At 37.8% G+C, this 19,200-nt stretch carries 19 protein-coding genes; 6 read left to right on the forward strand and 13 right to left on the reverse strand.

Annotation, left to right across the window (positions count from 1 at the left end; all coding sequences use genetic code 11):
• The 9 genes from F3G98_RS10425 to rpsU all read right to left on the reverse strand — a co-directional run.
• Positions 1 to 501 (reverse strand): hypothetical protein (locus F3G98_RS10425; protein WP_188116978.1); only part of this gene is annotated, 501 nt, incomplete at its 3' end.
• A gap of 68 nt (positions 502 to 569) precedes the next feature.
• Positions 570 to 929, reverse strand: coding sequence for a hypothetical protein (locus F3G98_RS07260; protein ID WP_149725953.1), 360 nt, complete (start codon positions 927 to 929; stop codon positions 570 to 572).
• Positions 930 to 965: 36 nt separating this feature from the next.
• Entirely contained in the window at positions 966 to 1,757 is a 792-nt protein-coding gene (locus tag F3G98_RS07265) for a DUF2314 domain-containing protein (protein ID WP_149725954.1), read from the reverse strand.
• Positions 1,758 to 2,114: 357 nt separating this feature from the next.
• Positions 2,115 to 2,612: a YajQ family cyclic di-GMP-binding protein gene (locus F3G98_RS07270; protein ID WP_107791248.1), complete on the reverse strand. Its 498-nt coding sequence runs from the start codon at positions 2,610 to 2,612 to the stop codon at positions 2,115 to 2,117.
• 3 nt (positions 2,613 to 2,615) lie between these two features.
• The gene (locus F3G98_RS07275; RefSeq protein ID WP_107791247.1) at positions 2,616 to 3,545 is read right to left on the reverse strand and encodes a D-2-hydroxyacid dehydrogenase; all 930 of its coding nucleotides are present in this window, start codon (positions 3,543 to 3,545) and stop codon (positions 2,616 to 2,618) included.
• A 2-nt stretch (positions 3,546 to 3,547) separates the two neighbouring features.
• Positions 3,548 to 4,729, reverse strand: a complete 1,182-nt coding sequence (locus F3G98_RS07280) for a glutathionylspermidine synthase family protein (protein WP_103597907.1) — start codon at positions 4,727 to 4,729, stop codon at positions 3,548 to 3,550.
• A 2-nt stretch (positions 4,730 to 4,731) separates the two neighbouring features.
• Positions 4,732 to 5,349 carry a UPF0323 family lipoprotein gene (locus F3G98_RS07285; protein ID WP_103570117.1) on the reverse strand — a complete coding sequence of 206 codons (618 nt, stop codon included), beginning with the start codon at positions 5,347 to 5,349 and terminating at the stop codon, positions 4,732 to 4,734.
• Positions 5,346 to 5,978: a DNA-binding protein gene (locus F3G98_RS07290; protein WP_103608379.1), complete on the reverse strand. Its 633-nt coding sequence runs from the start codon at positions 5,976 to 5,978 to the stop codon at positions 5,346 to 5,348. Before F3G98_RS07290 ends, F3G98_RS07285 begins: the two co-directional genes overlap by 4 nt.
• Before the next feature lie 103 nt (positions 5,979 to 6,081).
• Positions 6,082 to 6,294, reverse strand: a complete 213-nt coding sequence (gene rpsU / locus F3G98_RS07295) for a 30S ribosomal protein S21 (RefSeq protein ID WP_009294994.1) — start codon at positions 6,292 to 6,294, stop codon at positions 6,082 to 6,084.
• Positions 6,295 to 6,437: 143 nt separating this feature from the next.
• On the opposite strand from rpsU, the gene ccoG reads away from it, so the two are divergent.
• From ccoG to F3G98_RS07325, 6 genes are all read left to right on the forward strand, one after another.
• Entirely contained in the window at positions 6,438 to 7,763 is a 1,326-nt protein-coding gene (ccoG, locus tag F3G98_RS07300; protein WP_103608378.1) for a cytochrome c oxidase accessory protein CcoG, read from the forward strand.
• Between the two features lie 30 nt (positions 7,764 to 7,793).
• Positions 7,794 to 8,420, forward strand: coding sequence for a TetR/AcrR family transcriptional regulator (locus tag F3G98_RS07305; RefSeq protein ID WP_103608377.1), 627 nt, complete (start codon positions 7,794 to 7,796; stop codon positions 8,418 to 8,420).
• A 106-nt stretch (positions 8,421 to 8,526) separates the two neighbouring features.
• Positions 8,527 to 9,684 carry an efflux RND transporter periplasmic adaptor subunit gene (locus F3G98_RS07310; RefSeq protein ID WP_103608376.1) on the forward strand — a complete coding sequence of 386 codons (1,158 nt, stop codon included), beginning with the start codon at positions 8,527 to 8,529 and terminating at the stop codon, positions 9,682 to 9,684.
• A 10-nt stretch (positions 9,685 to 9,694) separates the two neighbouring features.
• The gene (locus F3G98_RS07315; protein ID WP_103608375.1) at positions 9,695 to 12,820 is read left to right on the forward strand and encodes an efflux RND transporter permease subunit; all 3,126 of its coding nucleotides are present in this window, start codon (positions 9,695 to 9,697) and stop codon (positions 12,818 to 12,820) included.
• Positions 12,810 to 14,192, forward strand: a complete 1,383-nt coding sequence (locus F3G98_RS07320) for an efflux transporter outer membrane subunit (RefSeq protein WP_103608373.1) — start codon at positions 12,810 to 12,812, stop codon at positions 14,190 to 14,192. Before F3G98_RS07315 ends, F3G98_RS07320 begins: the two co-directional genes overlap by 11 nt.
• Positions 14,193 to 14,213: 21 nt before the next feature.
• Positions 14,214 to 14,441, forward strand: a complete 228-nt coding sequence (locus F3G98_RS07325) for a hypothetical protein (protein ID WP_004318043.1) — start codon at positions 14,214 to 14,216, stop codon at positions 14,439 to 14,441.
• Between the two features lie 129 nt (positions 14,442 to 14,570).
• On the opposite strand, the gene aqpZ is transcribed toward F3G98_RS07325, so the two are convergent.
• From aqpZ to F3G98_RS07345, 4 genes are all read right to left on the reverse strand, one after another.
• Positions 14,571 to 15,278, reverse strand: coding sequence for an aquaporin Z (aqpZ, locus tag F3G98_RS07330; protein WP_103608372.1), 708 nt, complete (start codon positions 15,276 to 15,278; stop codon positions 14,571 to 14,573).
• Between the two features lie 285 nt (positions 15,279 to 15,563).
• Complete coding sequence (locus F3G98_RS10925; protein WP_103608371.1) at positions 15,564 to 16,016, reverse strand: hypothetical protein; 453 nt, start codon at positions 16,014 to 16,016, stop codon at positions 15,564 to 15,566.
• A 300-nt stretch (positions 16,017 to 16,316) separates the two neighbouring features.
• Entirely contained in the window at positions 16,317 to 16,919 is a 603-nt protein-coding gene (locus F3G98_RS07340; RefSeq protein ID WP_103608370.1) for a hypothetical protein, read from the reverse strand.
• Between the two features lie 406 nt (positions 16,920 to 17,325).
• A partial coding sequence (locus F3G98_RS07345) for a M23 family metallopeptidase (protein WP_188116979.1) occupies positions 17,326 to 19,200 on the reverse strand: 1,875 nt, incomplete at its 5' end.

Raw genomic sequence — 19,200 nt, forward strand, 5'->3', positions numbered from 1 at the left:
ATATAAATCTTTTTCTAGCAATAGAAAGAAAAGCAATGTTATTGCCAATAGTATAAAAATAGATACTATAACTATGTTCTCTATAGAATCATTACTTACTCTACTATAAACTAATAAAAATATCACAAATGGGCTCAAGATAGATATAAAGCCATGAAAAGCTAGTAGCCAAAACTGCTCGCTTTTAAAAATCATTAATTTCTGACTCTTTGTTTTAAATAACAAACCAATATATATGAGAAGAATATCAATAATATAAAAAGAAACAAAGCTTAGTTCTAAATTTTTTGAAATCCAACTAATGTCGTTTAATATCAAAACAATTAATGCTACAGATAAAAGTATTGAAAGAAGAAAAACTGGCAAGATGCCTTTAATATCTCGCATATAAAATACAACAGCTAACTGTAATATTGGCATAAGATATAATATAAATAGCAAACTAAGCCCTGCTAAAGCTAGCGAAACTAGAATCGAGAATATGTCACCACTTTCAGGCATTGGAATGTAACCTATGTTTCTATTAAGAACAAAATATATTATAAATGGCATTAAGCCAAGTAATGCTATTAGACCTTTGTAGTGTTTTTTTGCAAAATATATTTTTTTAAAATAAATTTGATTTTCTGCTGATCCCTATATTCATATCCAAATTTTTCTAGTGTAGACTTTGCTTCTTGACTATTTTGTTTTTCTAATAAAACAATTTGCCTGTAAATTTTCTCGTCAAGATTCTCTATGGATAGTGTTGATTCTTTATAATTATCATACTTTAATTCTAAGTATTTTTCTTTCTTCTCTGAAAGTAACTTAATTAAAGTTGAAATACCACTAGTTTGCAATGAAATGTCTTTGAGTTCTTTAATAAAATTGTCGCAATCTTTAATAACTCTATTTTTATCTTCAACCAATCTCTCAAAACTTTTCATATTTCAAACCTTTTTTGTTTAAAAATTCTTTGTCAACTACGAAAGCACCTTTGCGATTTCGCTCCAGCCTATTTGCCTAGCAAGTTCAGCTGCGGTTTTACCACTTTTTGTGCGGGCGTTTTTGCTAGCGCCATTTTCTAGCAAGAGATTTACGATCGTTAAATTTCCAGCAAGTGCCTCGTGGTGAAGCTGTGTAAAGCCAAGCTCGTCAGTGTCTGTGACCATGTTTGGATGCGCTTTTATATACTGCTCCACCTGGCTGCGCATATTTTTACTCATCGGATGCTCTATCAAATTTTCTGGGTGCTCTTTTTGCTCGAAAACCACCAAAATATCTTTAAAATCGCCAAAATCAAGCCCCCAAGCCGCGTCATGCTCGGCTAGCTCATCTTTTTGCATGCGTGAGCGCATCGCTTGCACGCTAAATCCGCCATAAGCACGTCCGTCTATCGCAAAAAGCCAGTCGCTCATATCAGTAAATTTTGCGCTTATTTGATCGCCAACTTTGACGTTTTGCACGCTATCTGGCTCATTTACGAGCGTGCCATATATCGTCTCTCCGTCAAATTCAACGTCATTTACCCACATATGCTCGCCAACTTCTTCGCCATTTACAACATCTAAAAAGCAAATTTTTACCATCGCATAGTCAAGTCCTGGCACGATCCTGCGGCGCTCCCAGTAAAGCTCACGCCAAAAATACTTAAAGCTCTCTCTGGCTTGCTCAAATGCGCGCTGCATGTAGTCTTCGTCGCTACTTACAAAATAGATCGGCATCTGCTCGCCAAGGTCTATTTGCTTACCAAGAATTTTCTCAAAAAAGCCCATTTTTACTCCTTTTTAGAATTTAGATATATCAAATTTAAATAAAACGATAAGGCGAAATTTCATCCACGAACCAGCTAAATTTCACAAATTTAGCCCAGCAACCTACTAAATTTTAATACTAAAATCGTCCGACGATTTAGCAAATTTAGCCAAAAATCCTGCGAAATTTTAAATATAAAAGTCGCATGGCAATTTCGCAAAATTAGCCAAGTAACTTACCAAATTTTAACATGAAAATCATGCGATGTTTTCGCAAAATTAGGCGAGGCGATTTAAATTTTTGTGACGGGAGTTACCGAGCTGGTAATGACCGAGCAAAAATTTGAATAAACGACGCATAATAAAGCGAAAAATTCGTTATTTTAGGTTTTTAAAGCTTATCGGAAGTTCTAAATTTAACCCCCTAACGAGCTTTATACACTCCTGCAGATCGTCTATGCTTTTGCTTGTCACTCTGATCTCTTCGCCCCTGATCTGCGCGCTTACTTTGATCTTTGAGTCTTTGATCGCTTTGGTGATCTTTTTTGAGTTTTCACTATCAAGCGTGTCGTTTAGCTTTAGCGTCGCCTTTAAATTCCCGCCACTTGCTGGCTCTCTTTTTGTCTCTGTGATCGCTACTGGTGGGATGTTGCGCTTGATGAGCTTTGAGATCACGATGTCTTTTAGCGCGTCGATCTTGTTGTCACTTGAGCTAAGAAGCGTTATAAATTTCTCTTTTTCATTTAGCTCAACTTCAGCCGCAAGACCCTTAAAGTCATACCTTGCTGCGATCTCTTTTTTCGCCGTCTCAAGAGCGTTTTTAACCTCCATCATATCGACCTCGGCGCTTATATCAAAGCTATGTTCGGTTGCCATTTTCTATCCTTTTATAAATTCATCTATATTTTTAACTATGAGCGAGATCAGTCGTTTTCTAGCCTCCAAGCTGCCCCATGCTACGTGCGGGGTGATTAGTAGATTTTCTTTGTTTTTTACATTTAAAAATGGGCTATTTTCGCTCATCGGCTCACTCTCCAAAACGTCGGTGCCAAAACGCAGGTTTCTCTCATCTATCGCCCTTGCCATCGCCGCTTCATCCACTATGCCACCACGTCCTAAATTTAGCACTATCGCATCATCTTTTAGCAAATTTATCTCGTTTGTGCCCAGTAAATTTCTAGTCTTTTCATTTAGCGGTGCGTGGATGCTGATGATGTCGCTGCTTCTTAGTAGCTCATCTAGGCTTTTTTGCGCAAACTCGCTATTTTTATTTGCTCCGCTTGTCGAGTAGTAGCTCACGTTTGCGCCAAATGCACGTGCCGCTGCCGCCACACCGCGTCCTATCTCGCCAAGACCGATGATGCCAAACTCTTTGCCAGCGATCTCGCTGATATCTGCGCCAAGATAGGTGAAAATTTCGCTCTTCACCCACTCGCCACTTTTTACGTAGTGATCGTAAAATTTGATGCGATTTGTTAGCTCAAAAAGCAAGGCAAATGTGTGCTGCACGACGCTTGCGGTTGAGTAGCCAGCGACGTTTTTAACGACTATGTTTTTAGCTTTTGCATGTTCTAGATCGACATTATTCATCCCAGTTGCGCTTATGCAGATAAGCTTTAAATTTAGCGCGTCCATCACGGCTTTGTTGATGATGACCTTGTTTGTGATGACGACATCAACGCCCTTTAGACGAGGTACGACCTCATCGCTCTTAGTCTTTTGGTAGCTTATAAACTCGCCAAATTTCTTAAAAACACTAAGATCTACGTTTTCTCCAAGCGTTGCCGCGTCCAAACAAACGATCTTCATCCTTAGTCCTTAATGAAATGTCCTACAAATTTAGAGTAGTTATCTAAAATTTTGCCGCCCTTTCTATATCCAAGCGCGCACGCCTCATAAGCGTAAAATACGCCTGCTTGGTAGCTCTCGCCCCTCTCATCTTGGTTAAACTCGTAAAATTCTTGATAGATGGCTTTGTTTGAGTCGTATTCACCATCACTGCTTGCTATTTGTGCGCCGTTTTCATCGTATATCGAGACGTTTGCGCCTTCTCTACCAAATACCGGCTTTTTCACATATTTTTTGCCTTTTAGTGGCTCGTTTGAGGTCTCAAGCAAGAGCGGGTGATTAGGATATAGATCCCAAAGGATTTTTAAGATCCCTTTGCTTTGGAAAAGCAGCGTGTAGGCTGGATTTATGATGATAGCTTTTTGATTTTTGACGATGTTTGAAAGTATGAGAGCCAGCTCGCCCTCATCGATCGCTATGCTCTCCCAAGGCACTAACTTGAACCAATACTCGAAATTTTCATCATTTTTAAAAATGCCCTCATCATCGTTAAAAACGACCTCATCAACGTAGGCAAAGTCTGTTACAAAACCAGCCTCTTTTGCGATGTATTGCAGTAGTTTTACGGTCTGCTCATCCTCGATACTGCCTGCGATGCTGCTAAATAATATCCCCCAGCCCTCGTAAAGCTCATCAAAGTCCGCATCCTCGTCGCCAAGCGTGATAAGGCGTTTGAAATTTTGCTTTAGCGACTCGTAAAGGTCGTTAAACTGGGCTGCTTCGTCCATGTGATTTAGCTTTAGCATCGCCCACTGGATGATCGCCGTCTCAAAAACTGCCGTTGGCGTGTCGGCGTTAAATTCAATGAGCTTTATAGGCTTACCATCAAGCCCGCCAGCTAGGTCAAATCTGCCATAAAGGTGCCAGTGAACGTCATTTTCCCAGCTATTTTTTATGATATCAACAAGGTTAAATGGTATGCCTATCTCGTGAAAAAGGTTGTTGTCGATCACGTGTTGAGCGGCATTTACATACATATCATATAGCTCGTTTGCCGCCTCGTAGTAGGCATTTGCCTCTTTTTCGCTTACTTGCACGATCTCATCAGCGATATACGAGCTGTTGTCGTTATCCGTGTGCCACGCAAAGCCTATTTTCTCCATAAATTCATTGTTTAATGGGGTGATTTTTCTTAAATTTATCATTTTCAGCCTCCAAAGCTTGATGAGCTAGAGCTTGACTTTGAGCCACCACCAAAAAATCCGCTCTTTCCACCGCCGCTTCTTGCAGCAGAATTTGCCGCTTTTTGCTTGTTAAAGCTATCCACACTTCTTGTGTAAGCACTTGGATTTTTATATGTGCTTTGGCGATTTGCTTGGAAATTTTGATTACCAAAAAGCTTACTGCCTATCCAGCTACCAAGTATCGCGCCAGCTGCTGAGGCAAGGATCGTCTCGCCAAGACTTAGCCCGCCGCTACTTAGCTGTGCGTCGCTAGTTCTTGTCAAATTTGAAGTGTTGTTGTCGATCTTTGCGTTTGCTTGCGCTAGAAGCTTATCGATCTCATCTTTACTTAGCACGCGCTCAGTGCCGTTCATATCTTTTAGCACGACCCTAGTTTCGGTACTTGGGTACTCTTCTAAGATTTTATAAACGCCAGGCGCGCTCTCTTCGATGATGACAAAGGCGCCATTTTTTTGCGCAACTTCGTTTAGTGCGTTTTCATTACCACCATCGTCGCTTCCGCAACCAGCAAGTCCAGCCATGATAATGGCACCAAATCCTCCAACCGCAGCATAAGTAGCTATTTTTTTAATATGTTTCATATCTCTCCTATCAACTCTTTTAAATTTTTATGTCTTCTAACAAGTATCACGCCGCGTTTAAATTTGATAAATTTGGAGTGATGTATCGCTTTTATTATCTTTTCACTGATCTTTTTTGTCGCTTTTGGTTTTAAATTTAACTCCTTTAGATATTCGCTTAAATTTATCCATTTTGACTCGTCCTCTATCTGCGCATCTATCGCCACTTCGCTTGCGGCACTTTCGTTTTTAGGTGCTAAAAGCGGTCTTTGCATGGCGTTTAGAAACTGCATGAGCTTCTCGTCTCTATCCTTATAAATTTGCAAAATTTCATTTTTTCGCTCGATGAGCATCTGCTCTTTTTCTTTAAAAAGCCTATCTTTGTCGGCTTGCAAATTTAAATTTAAGCTCTTTAGCTCATTTAGCTCATTTAGCAAGTAACTTACAAACTCGTCGTTTTGGGATTTAGATTTTGTGCTTTTTGAAGCGGTTTTTGTGGGTTTTTCGCTACTTGGCTCCTCGTCAAGGATGACAAATTTAGTACCATTTTCAATGACCGTTTTTAACGAGCCTCGGCGGATTCTATTATAGACTGCTTCTTTTGTTATGCCTAAAATTTCTGCAGCTTCATTTACAGCTAGCTTTTGCATCGGATTTCCGTTTAAAATAAAATAAAAAAATTGCTTTGATTATAAAAAAATAAGGCTAAAAGAAGAGTTAAACAAAGAGAGCAAAGCCCTCTTTGTCTTGGTTTTAGAGTCTTGACTCGTAGCGTCTAAGCATATAAAGACGTTTAAGCATTTTCTTGCGAGCTGCAATTTTTTGTTTCTTGCGGATCTCAGTCTTAGGCTCAAAGAAGCGTCTAGCTCTTGCTTCAGTAACGACTAAGTTACGGTCAGTTTGTTTTTTAAACTTTCTGTAACCCTCGTCAAATGACTCGTTAGGATGTACCTTAATACCAGGCAATGTCCTCACCACCTTTCAGATTAAAATAAGCCGTGAGTATAGTTTAACTTTCATAAATTTAAGCTTTTAGGCAAATTTAAAATATTTAATACTTTTTTAATAACCCAAAATTTATAATCTTGAAATTTCAAAAAAGGCTCACCATGTCAAAGAATCTTCATCTTAGCTACGCCAAGAGGCGTTACATTTTTTTTACCTGTATCACGCTATTTGTATTTATTTTGCCATTTATCAGGATAAATAATGCGCAGCTATTTTTGCTAAGTTTTGATAAGAGCAGAGTTGATCTATTTTTTACAAAATTTGATATGCAAGAGCTATATTTGCTGCCATTTTTGTTTATCACTTTGTTTTTGACTATATTTTTTCTAACAACGCTTGCAGGGCGCGTCTGGTGTGGTTGGAGCTGTCCGCAGACCATTTTTAGAACGCTCTTTCGTGACCTTTTGCAAACTAAAATTTTAAAGATCAGAAAAAATATCCAAAATAAACAAAATGAGCCACAAGGTCAAATTTTTAAACGTGCAATAGCTGTTGGAATTTGGTCTGTTTTAGCTCTTATCATAGCTGCAAATTTCATGTGGTTTTTTGTGCCGCCATTTGAGTTTTTAGCCTATATAAGCGAGCCAAGCGAACATAAAATTTTACTTGCATTTTGGCTTAGCATAGCTGCTTGGCTAGTCTATGACGTGGTCATTTTAAAAGAAAATTTCTGCGTCTATGTCTGCCCGTATGCGAGGGTGCAGTCAGTTATGTTTGATAGCGACACGATACAAGTTATCTATAATCAAAAAAGAGGCGGCGTCATATATGATGGCAAAGAGAAATTTAAAAAGCCAAAAGAAGAAGGCGCGCTTTGTACTGGATGCGAAGCCTGCGTGAGGATATGCCCAACGCATATAGATATAAGAAAGGGCATGCAACTTGAGTGTATAAACTGCCTTGAGTGTAGTGACGCGTGCGCTAAAGTGATGGGGCATTTTAACGAAAGCTCGCTCATTGAGTGGAGAAGCATAAATTCTCAAAATAAAAATAAAAAGGTGAAAATTTTTAGGTTTAGAACAGTTGCTTATCTTGTCATTTTGTGCGTAGTTTTGGTAGCTGCAGCGCTGATGAGCGGTAAAAAAGAGAGCATGCTTTTAAATATAAATAGAACTAGCGAGCTTTACAAGGTTTTAGAGCAAGGTGAGGTTGAAAATTCTTATGTATTTTTGGTGCAAAATACCCAAAGCAAGGATCATAAATTTTACTTTGAGATAGATGATAAAAGCATAGAAATTTCTCGTCCAAATAAGCCTTTTACGCTAAAAGCTGGCGCAAAGCAAAAGGTCATCGTCACGCTAAAATCAAAAAATGAAAACACAAGCGAAAAAGATCTTTTAAAACATATAAATATAAGAGCTTACGCCACTGACGAGCCAACTATCAGCGTGCAAAGAGCTAGCACCTTTATCTATCCTAAAAGATGATAAAATGGCGAAAATTTAGCGGGAAGTGAAATGGCGATCTCAGAAAAAGGCAAAAAACGATACGAACTCATCGTAAAAACAGCGCTTGATCTATTTTTAAAAAATGGCTACGAAAAGACTAGCCTTAGCGATATCGTGGCGATAAGTGGCGGCTCGCTTGCTAGCATTTACACATTTTTTGAGAGCAAAGAGGGGCTTTTTCAAGCGATCATTGAGCAAGAGATAGATGCGCTTATAAAAGAGGTCGATGAGAGGATAGATCTTAAAATTTCTCACAGCTTGGAGGAGTTTTTAACCAAATTTGCAACCATTATTTTTTCTATCATCTGCACCAAGAAAAATATCTCACTTGGCAGGATAATGATGAGTGAGGGCCCTAAAAATGGTGGCAAACTTGGCAGGGCATTTTTGGATCAAATTTTAAATAGGATCGACCTTGTGCTTATAAATTTCTTTGAAAGAGATGAGATAAAAGCCCAGCTTAATCCAAAATTTCCAGCCAAATTTGCCGCAAAATGCTTTATAGAAAATGTAAAGGGGTCACATTACTACAATGCTCTCATATTAGACGAGGAGCCAAAACTAAGCAAAAAAGAGCGTGAAGAGCACGTTGCTTTGTGCGTTGAGCTATTTTTAAATGGCATTGTTAAAAGTTGAATTGACTTTTAATTTATAATTAGTTATATTCAGTAACTTTTATAATTTGTAATAAAAATTACAAAACTAAATTTGGGATTAAAATTTAAAATTAAGGGAGGTTTTTATGTTGAAATTTAAAAGTTTTCTTATGCTTTCAGCTGCCGTTTTTTTGCTTTCTGGCTGCTTTGAAAGTGGCGACAAAAAGGCCGCTGCAGGACGCCAGATGCCAACATCTCATGTTGATATATTTGTTGCACAAAAAGCGGATGTGCCTATTAGCTTTGACTACACAGCCACAGTTACTAGCAACCAAGACGTCATCATCTATCCAAAGGTTGGCGGCACGATCATAAAGCAGTTTTTTAAGCCTGGCGACAAGGTCAAGGCTGGAGAGAAGCTATTTCTCATAGATCCAGAGAAATATCAAGCTAGCTACGACTCACTTGATGCAGCTGTTGGCGTTGCAAATGCAAATTTAAAAAATGCCGAGACTGAGTTTAAAAGAATTTCTGCTCTTTATAAGAAAAATGCAGTCTCTCAAAAAGACTACGACGCAGCCGTTGCAGCTTATGATATCGCAAATGCAAATTTAGTAAGCGCAAAAGCAAATTTAAAAAGTGCAAAAATAGATCTAGGCTACACAAGCATAGTAGCTCCATTTGACGGTGTAGTGGGCGATAATAAAGTCGATGTTGGCTCACTTGTCATAGCAAGCCAAACTCAGCTTGTAAGACTAACTAAGATAAATCCGATCGAGGCTGACTTTTACATCGCAGACGTGGATAATCTAAGCAGAAAAGCAAATTTAGATAGTGGCGCTTGGCAGCAACTAAATAGCGAGGCTGTTTTAAATTTAAACAATGAAGATTTCACTGGCAAAGTGACATTTATAGATAATGTCGTAAATACCGCAACTGGCAGCGTTTTGGCAAAGGCTAGCTTTGATAATAGTGAGGGTAAAATTTTGCCAGGTGCGTTTGGTCATATAAAGATGAGCGGATTTGTGCAAAAAAATGCCTTTAACATCCCACAAGTTGCCCTTCAACAAAGTGCTACAAACACTTATGTTTTAGTCGTAAAAGATGGCAAAGTAGGCCAAAAAAATGTAAAAACAGGATATCAAACAAAAGATATGATCGTTGTGACTGAGGGTCTTGAGGAGGGCGATAAGATAATAGTTAGTAACTTCCTTAAAATCGGAGTTGGCGCACCAGTTGAAACTGACAAAGACCTAAGCGCAAATTTCTTAAACAAAGATGCAAACGCTACAAGTAGCAAGTAAAGGCAGATAGATGTTTTCAAGATTTTTCATAAACCGCCCGATATTTGCAACTGTTATATCTATCATCATAGTTATAGCAGGTTTTATGGGTATCAAAGGACTTCCTATAGAGGAGTATCCAAGTCTTACTCCGCCTACTGTCTCTGTAACTGCGACATATAGCGGCGCTGATGCGCAGACTATCGCTGACTCGGTCGCAAGTGCCATTGAAGATCAGATAAATGGTGTTGAAAATATGCTTTATATGCAAAGCACCTCAAGCTCAGCTGGCACTATGAATATAAGCGTCTATTTTAAGATCGGCTCATCAGCAAAGCAAGCTACGATAGATGTAAATAACCGCGTGCAAGCTGCTCTTTCAAGATTGCCTCAAGAGGTGCAAAATATGGGTGTAACAGTTCGCGAAAGAAGCAGCTCGATCCTTCAAGTAGTTGGCTTTACAAATCCAAATATGAACCAAGTTGAGCTATATAACTATGTAAATTTAAACATCGCCGACGAGATCAAAAGAGTAAATGGCATCGGCGATACGGTGCTAATTGGCAGCAAAGAGTACTCAATGAGAATTTGGCTAAAGCCAGACAGACTATCTCAGTTTAAACTAACTCCAAGCGACGTCATCTCTCAAGTAAGAATTCAAAACTCACAATACGCCACTGGCAAGATCGGCGAGCAGCCATCAAAGGGTGAAAATCCTTATGTTTATTCTGTAGTTTCTGAAGGACGTTTTAAAGATCCAAAGCAGTTTGGCGAAATTTTGATAAAAAGTGAAGATGGCAGCGTTGTAAAACTAAAAGAGGTCGCCACAGTCGAGCTTGGAGCTGCTAGCTACGCATCTGAAGCTATGCTAAATGGCAAGCCAGCAGTGCCACTTTTGCTATTTTTGCAAAACGACGCAAACGCACTTGCAACTGCTGAAGCGGTCAAAGCAAAGCTTGAAGAGCTAAAGAAAACCTACCCAGTTGGCTTAGAGCACACGATAGCTTACAATCCAACTGAATTTATCACCGTTTCAATAGACGAAGTTATAAAAACTTTCGTAGAAGCGATGGTGCTAGTTCTTATCGTAATGTACTTCTTCTTAAAGAGCTTTAGAGCTACCATCATACCGATGCTAGCCGTGCCAGTCTCTATCATAGGCACATTTGGCGGACTTTATGTGATGGGCTTTAGTATAAATTTGATCACGCTTTTCGCCCTAGTTCTTGCCATCGGTATCGTCGTGGATGACGCGATCATCGTTATAGAAAACGTCGAGAGAATTTTGCACGAAGATAAAGAGATAAGCGTAAAAGACGCGACATTTAAGGCGATGGAGGAGGTGCAAGCTCCGGTTATCTCTATCGTGCTCGTGCTTTGCGCAGTTTTCGTGCCAGTTTCATTTATGGAGGGCTTTGTTGGCGTTATACAAAAGCAGTTTGCGCTAACACTTGTTGTCGCCGTTTGTATCTCAGGCTTTGTCGCTCTTACGCTTACGCCAGCGCTTTGTGCGGTTATGCTTAAAAAGCAAGAGAACAAGCCATTTTGGATCGTTCAGAAATTTAACGACTTTTTTGACTTTAGCACTAAGCTCTTTACAGCTGGTGTGGCAAAAATTTTAAAACACGTCATCATTAGCTTTATAGTAATTGGCATAATGGGATTTGCAACGTATGGCTTGTTTCAAAAGGTGCCAAAAGGGCTTGTGCCTTCAGAAGACAAGGGCGCTTTGATGGTTATCACCTCGCTTCCACCTTCAACAAATATGCTAAAGACTAAAGAAGAGGTAAAATCTATTAGTAACGCCATTTTGAGCAATCCAAATGTCGAATTTACTATGGGCGTTGCAGGTTATGATATGCTAGCTAGCTCACTTAGAGAAAACTCAGCCATTAGCTTTATCAAGCTAAAAGACTGGAGCGAGAGAAAAGGTGCAACAGACGGCGCAGATGCCTTAGTTGGTCAGTTTAACGGCATGCTTTGGGGCTCTAAAAACTCAATGACCTTTGTCGTAAATGTGCCACCTATCATGGGTCTATCAATGACTGGCGGCTTTGAGATGTATCTACAAAATAAGAGTGGCAAGAGCTACAACGAGATAGAAGCGGATGCTAGAAAGGTAACTGCAGCTGCAAACGCAAGACCTGAGCTAACTGGCGTAAGAACGACACTTGAGACAAACTACCGCCAGTTTAAGATAACAGTTGATAAAGAAAAGGCAAGGCTCTTTGGCGTAAGCGAGAGCGAAATTTTTAGCACGATAGCGGCTACTTTTGGCTCTTACTACATAAACGACTTCAACCTTGCTGGCAAGTCTTACCGCGTATATGCAAGGGCAAGCGATAACTTTAGAAACAACCCCGAGGATCTAAGAAAAATTTTCGTCCGCTCATACGAGGGCGGCATGGTGCCACTAAATTCAGTAGCGACGCTCACAAGATCGATCGGACCTGATATCGTTGATAGATTTAACCTCTTTCCAGCAGCTAAGATCATGGGCGATCCAAAACCTGGCTACACATCAGGCGATGCGATAAGAGCGATACAAGAGGTCGTAAATGACACACTAAGTAGTGATGAGTACGCTATAAGCTGGGCTGGAACGGCGTATCAAGAGGTAAATTCTCAAGGAACAGGCACGGTCGCTTTTATCTTTGGTATGGTCTTTGTCTTTTTGATCCTTGCTGCTCAATACGAAAGATGGCTCATCCCACTTGCAGTCATCACAGCCGTGCCGTTTGCAGTATTTGGCTCGTTGCTAGCTGTTTGGATAAGAGGACTGACAAACGATATCTACTTTGAGATCGGACTCTTGCTACTCATCGGTCTGGCGGCTAAAAACGCCATCTTGATCGTAGAATTTGCTATGCAAGAGCGCGAGAGTGGAAAGAGCATATTTGAATCAGCTGTAAATGCGGCCAAACTTCGCTTTAGACCTATCGTAATGACCTCGATCGCATTTACTCTAGGCGTTTTCCCAATGGCTATAAGCACAGGCGCAGGCGCTGCATCTCGTCACTCACTAGGAACTGGCGTAGTTGGCGGCATGATCGCATCAACAACGATAGCGATATTTTTCGTGCCTATGTTTTACTATTTGCTTGAAAATTTAAATGAAAAATACTGGAAAAAGGGAGCAAAAAAAGATGAGAAATAAGGCGTTTATACTTATAACAGCGGCGTTTTTGGCTGGTTGCTCGTTTCGCCCAGATATGCCAAATGTGGATACAAATTTCACCTCAACATACACTTTCGAGACAAGCGATGTAAGAGATCTTTGGTGGAAGGAATTTAAAGATGAAAATTTAAATGCACTAGTCGAAAGTGCACTTGAGAAAAATACAAATTTACGCATTGCATATTTAAATTTACAAAAAGCAAAGGCGAGTCTTGGTGTTGCTGAGGCTAGCTTGCTCCCTGGGGTAAATTTAAATGTAAGTTATACCAAAGCAAAGACCAGTGGTGAAACTTACACTGGACAACCTCAAACACGCTATAGAAGCTCTAGCATAAATTTAGGACTAAACTACGAGATAGATCTCTGGGGTAGAGTAAGAAATAGCGTGCTTGCAGCTAATGAAAATTTAAATGCGAGCAAATTTGACTATGATAGCGCTAGACTAAGCCTTAGCTCAAGTGTGGCAAAAAGCTACTTTGCTCTAGTGTCACTAAACATGCAAGAAGCGGTGCTAAAAGAGACACTAAAGACCTACGAAGATACGTTAGCACTTCGCAAAACGCAGCTTGATCTTGGTGGCATAAATGAGATGACCTATCTGCAAAGTAAGGCTGAGGTTGAAAGGGCAAAAACTAGCCTAACTTCAGTGCTAAACTCAAAGTCACAAGCGCTTACTTCGCTAGCCATCCTAACTGGCAAGAGCAATGATGAAATTTTAAAAGGAGCCGTTGCTAGTGCGCAAAATTTACCAAGCTCACCTGAGATAAAGGCTGGCATCAGCTCAGATGTTTTGCTTAGAAGAAGTGACGTGGCAAAGGCACTAGCAGATCTAAAAGCTACAAATGCCCTTGTGGGCGTAGCAAAGGCTGATTATTTTCCTACAATCTCACTTACTGGACTTTTGGGCTTTACAAGTATTGATTTTGAAAATATATTTGTAGGAAATGCCAATACTTGGAATATAGGTGGCTCTTTAGCGCAAAAAATATTTGACTACGGCAGGACAAAAAACAACGTCCGTGTTGCTGAGACAAACGAGCAAATCGCAGCTATCACTTACGAAGCGACTGTTAGATCGGCCCTTGGCGAGGTTAGAGATGCCCTTATCTCAAGGCAAAATGCAAAGCTCTCTTTGGATCAGGTAAAAAATTTGCTACAATCGCAGCAAAAAATTTATTCGCTTGCTAAAGATCAGTATAACGCTGGCTATATCGGTCACTTAGAACTTCTTGATGCGGAGAGAAATTTGCTTCAAGCAAAGCTTCAAGATGTCTCTGCAAAGCTTGATGAGGTAGATAGTGCGGTCGAAGTTTATAGGGCACTTGGCGGCGGATTTAAGGTAGATAAATAAACTCAAAAAGGAGAAAAGTTGATGACTAAGATTTTAAATTTTTTATTTTCTTGGGGATTTTTTGTTTTTGCTATCGCTCTTGGCGTAGCATTATGGTTTGCGATAAATTACGTGGATACCATTAGGCTTGAGTCAAGCTTTTATGATATCGGCGAGATATTTATGATGGCAGCTGTATTTGGTATCGTTTTTTACCTTATCGCAGCGATATTTGTTATACCTATTAGGGCTATGACAAAAAAAGCCTAAATCCTCTTTTCATCTAAGAATTAAATTTCTTAGATGCCCCCTCAAAATACATTATAAATTTCTTTTTTACTTATTTAAATTTGAAAGAGTAGAAAGGGCGAAGATCGCCCCTTGAAGTATAAAATTTGATTATTTTGCGCTTTTGCAGCCGCATGTGCAGCCTAAAATCCTATAAATGATAGCTCCTATGATCGCTCCAACGATAGGCGCAACCCAGAAAAGCCAAAGCTGCTCTAGTGCCCAAGTGCCTTGAAATATCGCAACGCCAGTTGAGCGAGCTGGATTAACCGATGTGTTTGTGATAGGTATCGAGATAAGGTGAATCAGCGTCAAACCAAGACCAATAGCGATCGGCGCAAAGCCCTTTGGAGCACGCTCATCAGTAGCACCTAGGATGATGATAAGGAAAAACGCAGTTAGAACTATCTCTGCAACAAGCGCTGAGACTAGACTGTAGCCATTTGGTGAGTGCTCTCCGTATCCGTTGCTAGCAAAACCGCTTGCAGCAGCGTCAAATCCAGCCTTGCCTGAAGCGATAAGATATAGCACAGCAGTAGCTGCGATCGCTCCGATAACTTGTGCGATGACGTAAGGCACTAGATCTTTTTTATCAAATCTTCCACCGACCAATAGACCAACTGAGACAGCAGGGTTGAAGTGTCCGCCACTGATGTGACCAACTGCGTAAGCCATCGTAAGAACTGTAAGACCAAAAGCAAATGCAACACCCACAAAACCAATACCAAGCTCTGGAAAAGCCGCAGCAAATATCGCACTACCGCAACCTCCAAAAACTAACCAAAATGTGCCAAAAAACTCGGCTAAATATCTCTTCATTTTCTCCCTTTTAGGTAAGTTAAAATGGGCGATTTTAGCAAAAACGTGTGACATTACAAAATATTGTAAAGGTAAAGTTTTGTATATAAATTTACTTGTGGTTTTGGGTTAAAATTTTTAATACTTATTCAGCCAATATTTATTGTTCTATCATCGTAAATTTTTTATTTTAATCCTGACTGACACAATATCGATAACTCACACAAAATAATATTCAAAATAGGATATAAATTTCAGCAACATCAAAACTATGTTGCTTATCTAAATCTGTTAAATTTACCAATTTTATGCGCCGCTATCGCCATTCAAAATTACTTCTATTCCATTATTAACTTTTTTAAAATCAACATTAAAAAGAGATTCGTTAGAACAGTCATTATATTCGAGTTTGAGATAGTTTTTGCCAGCCCTTGTTAGGCTGAAATAGCATGTGTTTTCACTATTTTCAGGTCTACTTTTAAATTTATATTCAAGCCTTATAATTTTATTTAAATTTGGCATTTCCATCTCTTTGGAAGCGCTCATATATATCTCTTTTTTATCGTCTTGAAAGTATTGCTTTAAATAGTGCTTATAAGCCCCGAGCAAATCTGTATTTTTATATATACACTTTGACGCAACGCAGCTATAATCGCCATTGCAAATTTTTTCTTCATAGCCCTCATCACAATCAACTACAATCTCACTTGACCAGCAAAACATAGATATTGCACTTACTGTAAGCAGTATTTTTTTCATAATTTCCTCCAGAATACTTTTATAAATTTATAACTACTTACCTGATTTTACCCTTTATAATGTCTAATCACAATATAGATAAAATTTAAAAATTAAATAAGACACAAAGACTAACATGCTCCATATAAAGTCTAAATAAGCGAAAATGCTGTTATCGCTTAATATTGAGCCACAAACAACCTCTGAATTTATATAAATTAAGCCAAGCAATCCAATAAAAATCATTTATGATAGTTAAATTATCGTAAAAATGATGCTAACCTTACCCAACTACCTAACCATATCTTGTCACGTGTTGCGTCAATAATATATTTTCTCATTATATTTTGGCACTATAAGTTCATTTTCTCCCAGTTTTATTTCATTCATATTTATTTGATTATTATTTTTTACATTAAACATAAAATTTTTAATATTTTTGCATTTATTTACCTCTTCGGTTAAGCACTCTACCTTGTATATAGCTTTCTTTGTTAGGAGATTATAGTCCAAGTTTTGATCTCTTACATTTTTATCTAGCATATCTACGGTAACGCCTATTAATTTCCAAATTTTATCTTTTAAGTCAAGTCTGTATTTATAGGCATAGCTCCACTCAAATCTACCACCACCGCCACTATGGTTTATTGTGATCACTCTATTTTTTATCTCCAAACCTTCAAAAGGATCTCCCATGGCACCACCATCATCAGACTTCATTATTACATTACTAAATTCTTGCCATTTTATCCATTTATTTTCACTATCTTTTTTGAAAATTTGCAAAACTCTATGCAAGTCACTATCTTGCCAAACCACTACCCTTTCATTCACGCTATCACCGTCTAAATCCCCAAAAGCTTCTGAAATTTCAGAAGCAAATAAAAATCTGCTTAGTAAAACTACTATATAAAATATTTTCATTCGAACACTAAACTTTCTCGATTATCATCCATTAATTTTTATCCTCACATACATATACTATTTTTATGTTTTTAATTTTAAATTTATCCAAGAAGTATTTTTAACAAAAGCTCTTTCAAATATTGAAGTGGTAAGTATATTTCAAACTTTACCGTCTTTAAAAAATAATAATACAGTCATGTCGTCTTAAAAAAATAAAATAGAATCTTACTTAGCAACAAAAACAGACAATACACTATCCATAGCAATACAACGCCAATCCATTTTACTTTTTTCTGAAGATTGCTTAAGTTTTAAGATTTATGATAGTAGTCGTCAAAGGTCTTATATAGTTATCAGTCTTTTATCATAATCTCAAATTTAGCCACTGTGATATAAATTTAAATTTTTATATTACTAATCATTTTTATTTTTTAGTCTTGAAGCTATTTCCATAACCAATTCTTAAAATTTCTAAAGGATCTGATAAATCACTCCTTCTTTTAAATTTATTATTTGGATCGCGAACAGTCAATGGATCTCTTGTGTTATTTCCATCTGTGTAATATTCAAAGTGAATCATATATATTGTGTATCCTGAAACAACATTAATATGTTGATTTCTATCATTTAATAATTTGCCAGTTTGCCCTAAGAATTGACCTTTTTTTACCCTATCTCCTGCTTTTACAGGAATGTTAACTAACTCCCCATATCTTATTATAATTTTACGGCCTTTGAAATAATGCATAATGGTAACTTGATTTGTTTTACAATAAAAGAAGCTTGTATTTAAGACAATTCCATCTGCTATTGCAACAATCTCTGCATTCGCTAAAGTATATAAATCCCTACCCGCATGTCTTCTCTTGCCACCGCTTCTGCCACTACCAAAAGAGGCCTGATGTGCTCCTGGCGCACTAGCCCAGTAATACCTACTATGAACTCCATCTTTATCATTTAATGGCTTTACTTTAAGAGGGAAGATTATCTCATTATCCTCCTCAATAACTTCAAGGCTAACACTCTGGGTATTTTCTAGTTTAACTCTTTGCTTTACTTCATTAAATTTGGAGATAAATTTACTTTTATTTTCACTATTTATTAAATTTATTCCATTTTGGAAATTAGATATTGAGCTTTTAGTGTTGTCACCTGATGCATAAATTTCCAGAAGTGCTCTAGCAGGTCTATTGCGATCATTTATAGAACAATAAGCCAACTCTTTTAACTTATGATCTTTATAAATACTTATGCTTTGAGAATTTATATTTGAGCTTATATAGTATCTTCCCTTGGCATTATCTGTTTTTTTAGTGTCATTAATCTCATTAATAAAAGCATTTGACAAGCTTGCATCAAAGCTTAAACTCTTATCCGTATGCCCAAATTCATATATATAAAGTTTATTATTTTCATATTTTAGCTCCATAGGAACCCTAAAGTCTGCTCTTATATGTGTCTTGCCATATCTTGTCTTATAAGATGGGCTTCTTAAATATGCAAAAAATACTATCGTGCTGTTATTTTCTTTTAGTTTTTCAAGCAACTCCTTATCTTTTATGTCATTTTGCGGAGTAAAGCTTATCTCTTTACCTTTAAATTTATCACCTTCTAATACTATATATCCTGTAGGATTATTATCCTTTATCTCTTTGTTGTATTCATCTTGTCTTATGATCTCATAAGCCCAGTTTATATCTTTATAGTTATCATCGCCTTTATTTGGTTTATACATTGCCTTTAGTTTAATAGCTTCTTTTACATTTAGCTTGCCTGTATTTTCTATAACAACATTAGTTATGTTATTTGCGATATCAACAAGTGAAGTTTTTAGATCATATGTAGTACTGCCTTCAGCTTTTTTCTTTGCTTCGACTGATATAACGCCATTATCACTCATGCTATGAATTTCTTCTGTGGAGTGATCCTTACTAAGATCTCGTGAAGCCAATATCATCTTTGTAGTCTTTTTAAAAGCACTTTGATCTTTATCCTGTATGAGATTTATATTAAATTTAGCCGTATATGAGTCTTTATCTGCTTCATTGTCGCTAGAACCATTTTTTTCTAGATAGTAAGACTTATATACCTTTTTATCTTCTCCATTATGCAAATAAATTTTTTTGATATCTGTGCTGTTTTGATTTTCATCAGTGATAATTAAATCCGAAACAGTCAGATCGAAATTTCCTTTATGAGTAGTTGAAACACTTGGCTCTTTATCTGATAGTTTTAACTTTATATTAAACATTGAAGAAGCTTTATCGTTTCTTAGATTAAAGTTATTTTCTTTGGCAAA

This window comes from Campylobacter concisus (genome assembly GCF_902460895.1).
Classification (GTDB): domain Bacteria; phylum Campylobacterota; class Campylobacteria; order Campylobacterales; family Campylobacteraceae; genus Campylobacter_A; species Campylobacter_A concisus_BC.

Coding starts and splice junctions, on each gene's coding strand:
- F3G98_RS07260 (WP_149725953.1), bottom strand. CDS start 929: ATGAAAAGTTTTGAGAGATTGGTTGAAGATAAAAATAGAGTTATTAAA.
- F3G98_RS07265 (WP_149725954.1), bottom strand. CDS start 1,757: ATGGGCTTTTTTGAGAAAATTCTTGGTAAGCAAATAGACCTTGGCGAG.
- F3G98_RS07270 (WP_107791248.1), bottom strand. CDS start 2,612: ATGGCAACCGAACATAGCTTTGATATAAGCGCCGAGGTCGATATGATG.
- F3G98_RS07275 (WP_107791247.1), bottom strand. CDS start 3,545: ATGAAGATCGTTTGTTTGGACGCGGCAACGCTTGGAGAAAACGTAGAT.
- F3G98_RS07280 (WP_103597907.1), bottom strand. CDS start 4,729: ATGATAAATTTAAGAAAAATCACCCCATTAAACAATGAATTTATGGAG.
- F3G98_RS07285 (WP_103570117.1), bottom strand. CDS start 5,349: ATGAAACATATTAAAAAAATAGCTACTTATGCTGCGGTTGGAGGATTT.
- F3G98_RS07290 (WP_103608379.1), bottom strand. CDS start 5,978: ATGCAAAAGCTAGCTGTAAATGAAGCTGCAGAAATTTTAGGCATAACA.
- ccoG (WP_103608378.1), top strand. CDS start 6,438: ATGTCAAAGAATCTTCATCTTAGCTACGCCAAGAGGCGTTACATTTTT.
- F3G98_RS07305 (WP_103608377.1), top strand. CDS start 7,794: ATGGCGATCTCAGAAAAAGGCAAAAAACGATACGAACTCATCGTAAAA.
- F3G98_RS07310 (WP_103608376.1), top strand. CDS start 8,527: ATGTTGAAATTTAAAAGTTTTCTTATGCTTTCAGCTGCCGTTTTTTTG.
- F3G98_RS07315 (WP_103608375.1), top strand. CDS start 9,695: ATGTTTTCAAGATTTTTCATAAACCGCCCGATATTTGCAACTGTTATA.
- F3G98_RS07320 (WP_103608373.1), top strand. CDS start 12,810: ATGAGAAATAAGGCGTTTATACTTATAACAGCGGCGTTTTTGGCTGGT.
- F3G98_RS07325 (WP_004318043.1), top strand. CDS start 14,214: ATGACTAAGATTTTAAATTTTTTATTTTCTTGGGGATTTTTTGTTTTT.
- aqpZ (WP_103608372.1), bottom strand. CDS start 15,278: ATGAAGAGATATTTAGCCGAGTTTTTTGGCACATTTTGGTTAGTTTTT.
- F3G98_RS10925 (WP_103608371.1), bottom strand. CDS start 16,016: ATGAAAAAAATACTGCTTACAGTAAGTGCAATATCTATGTTTTGCTGG.
- F3G98_RS07340 (WP_103608370.1), bottom strand. CDS start 16,919: ATGAAAATATTTTATATAGTAGTTTTACTAAGCAGATTTTTATTTGCT.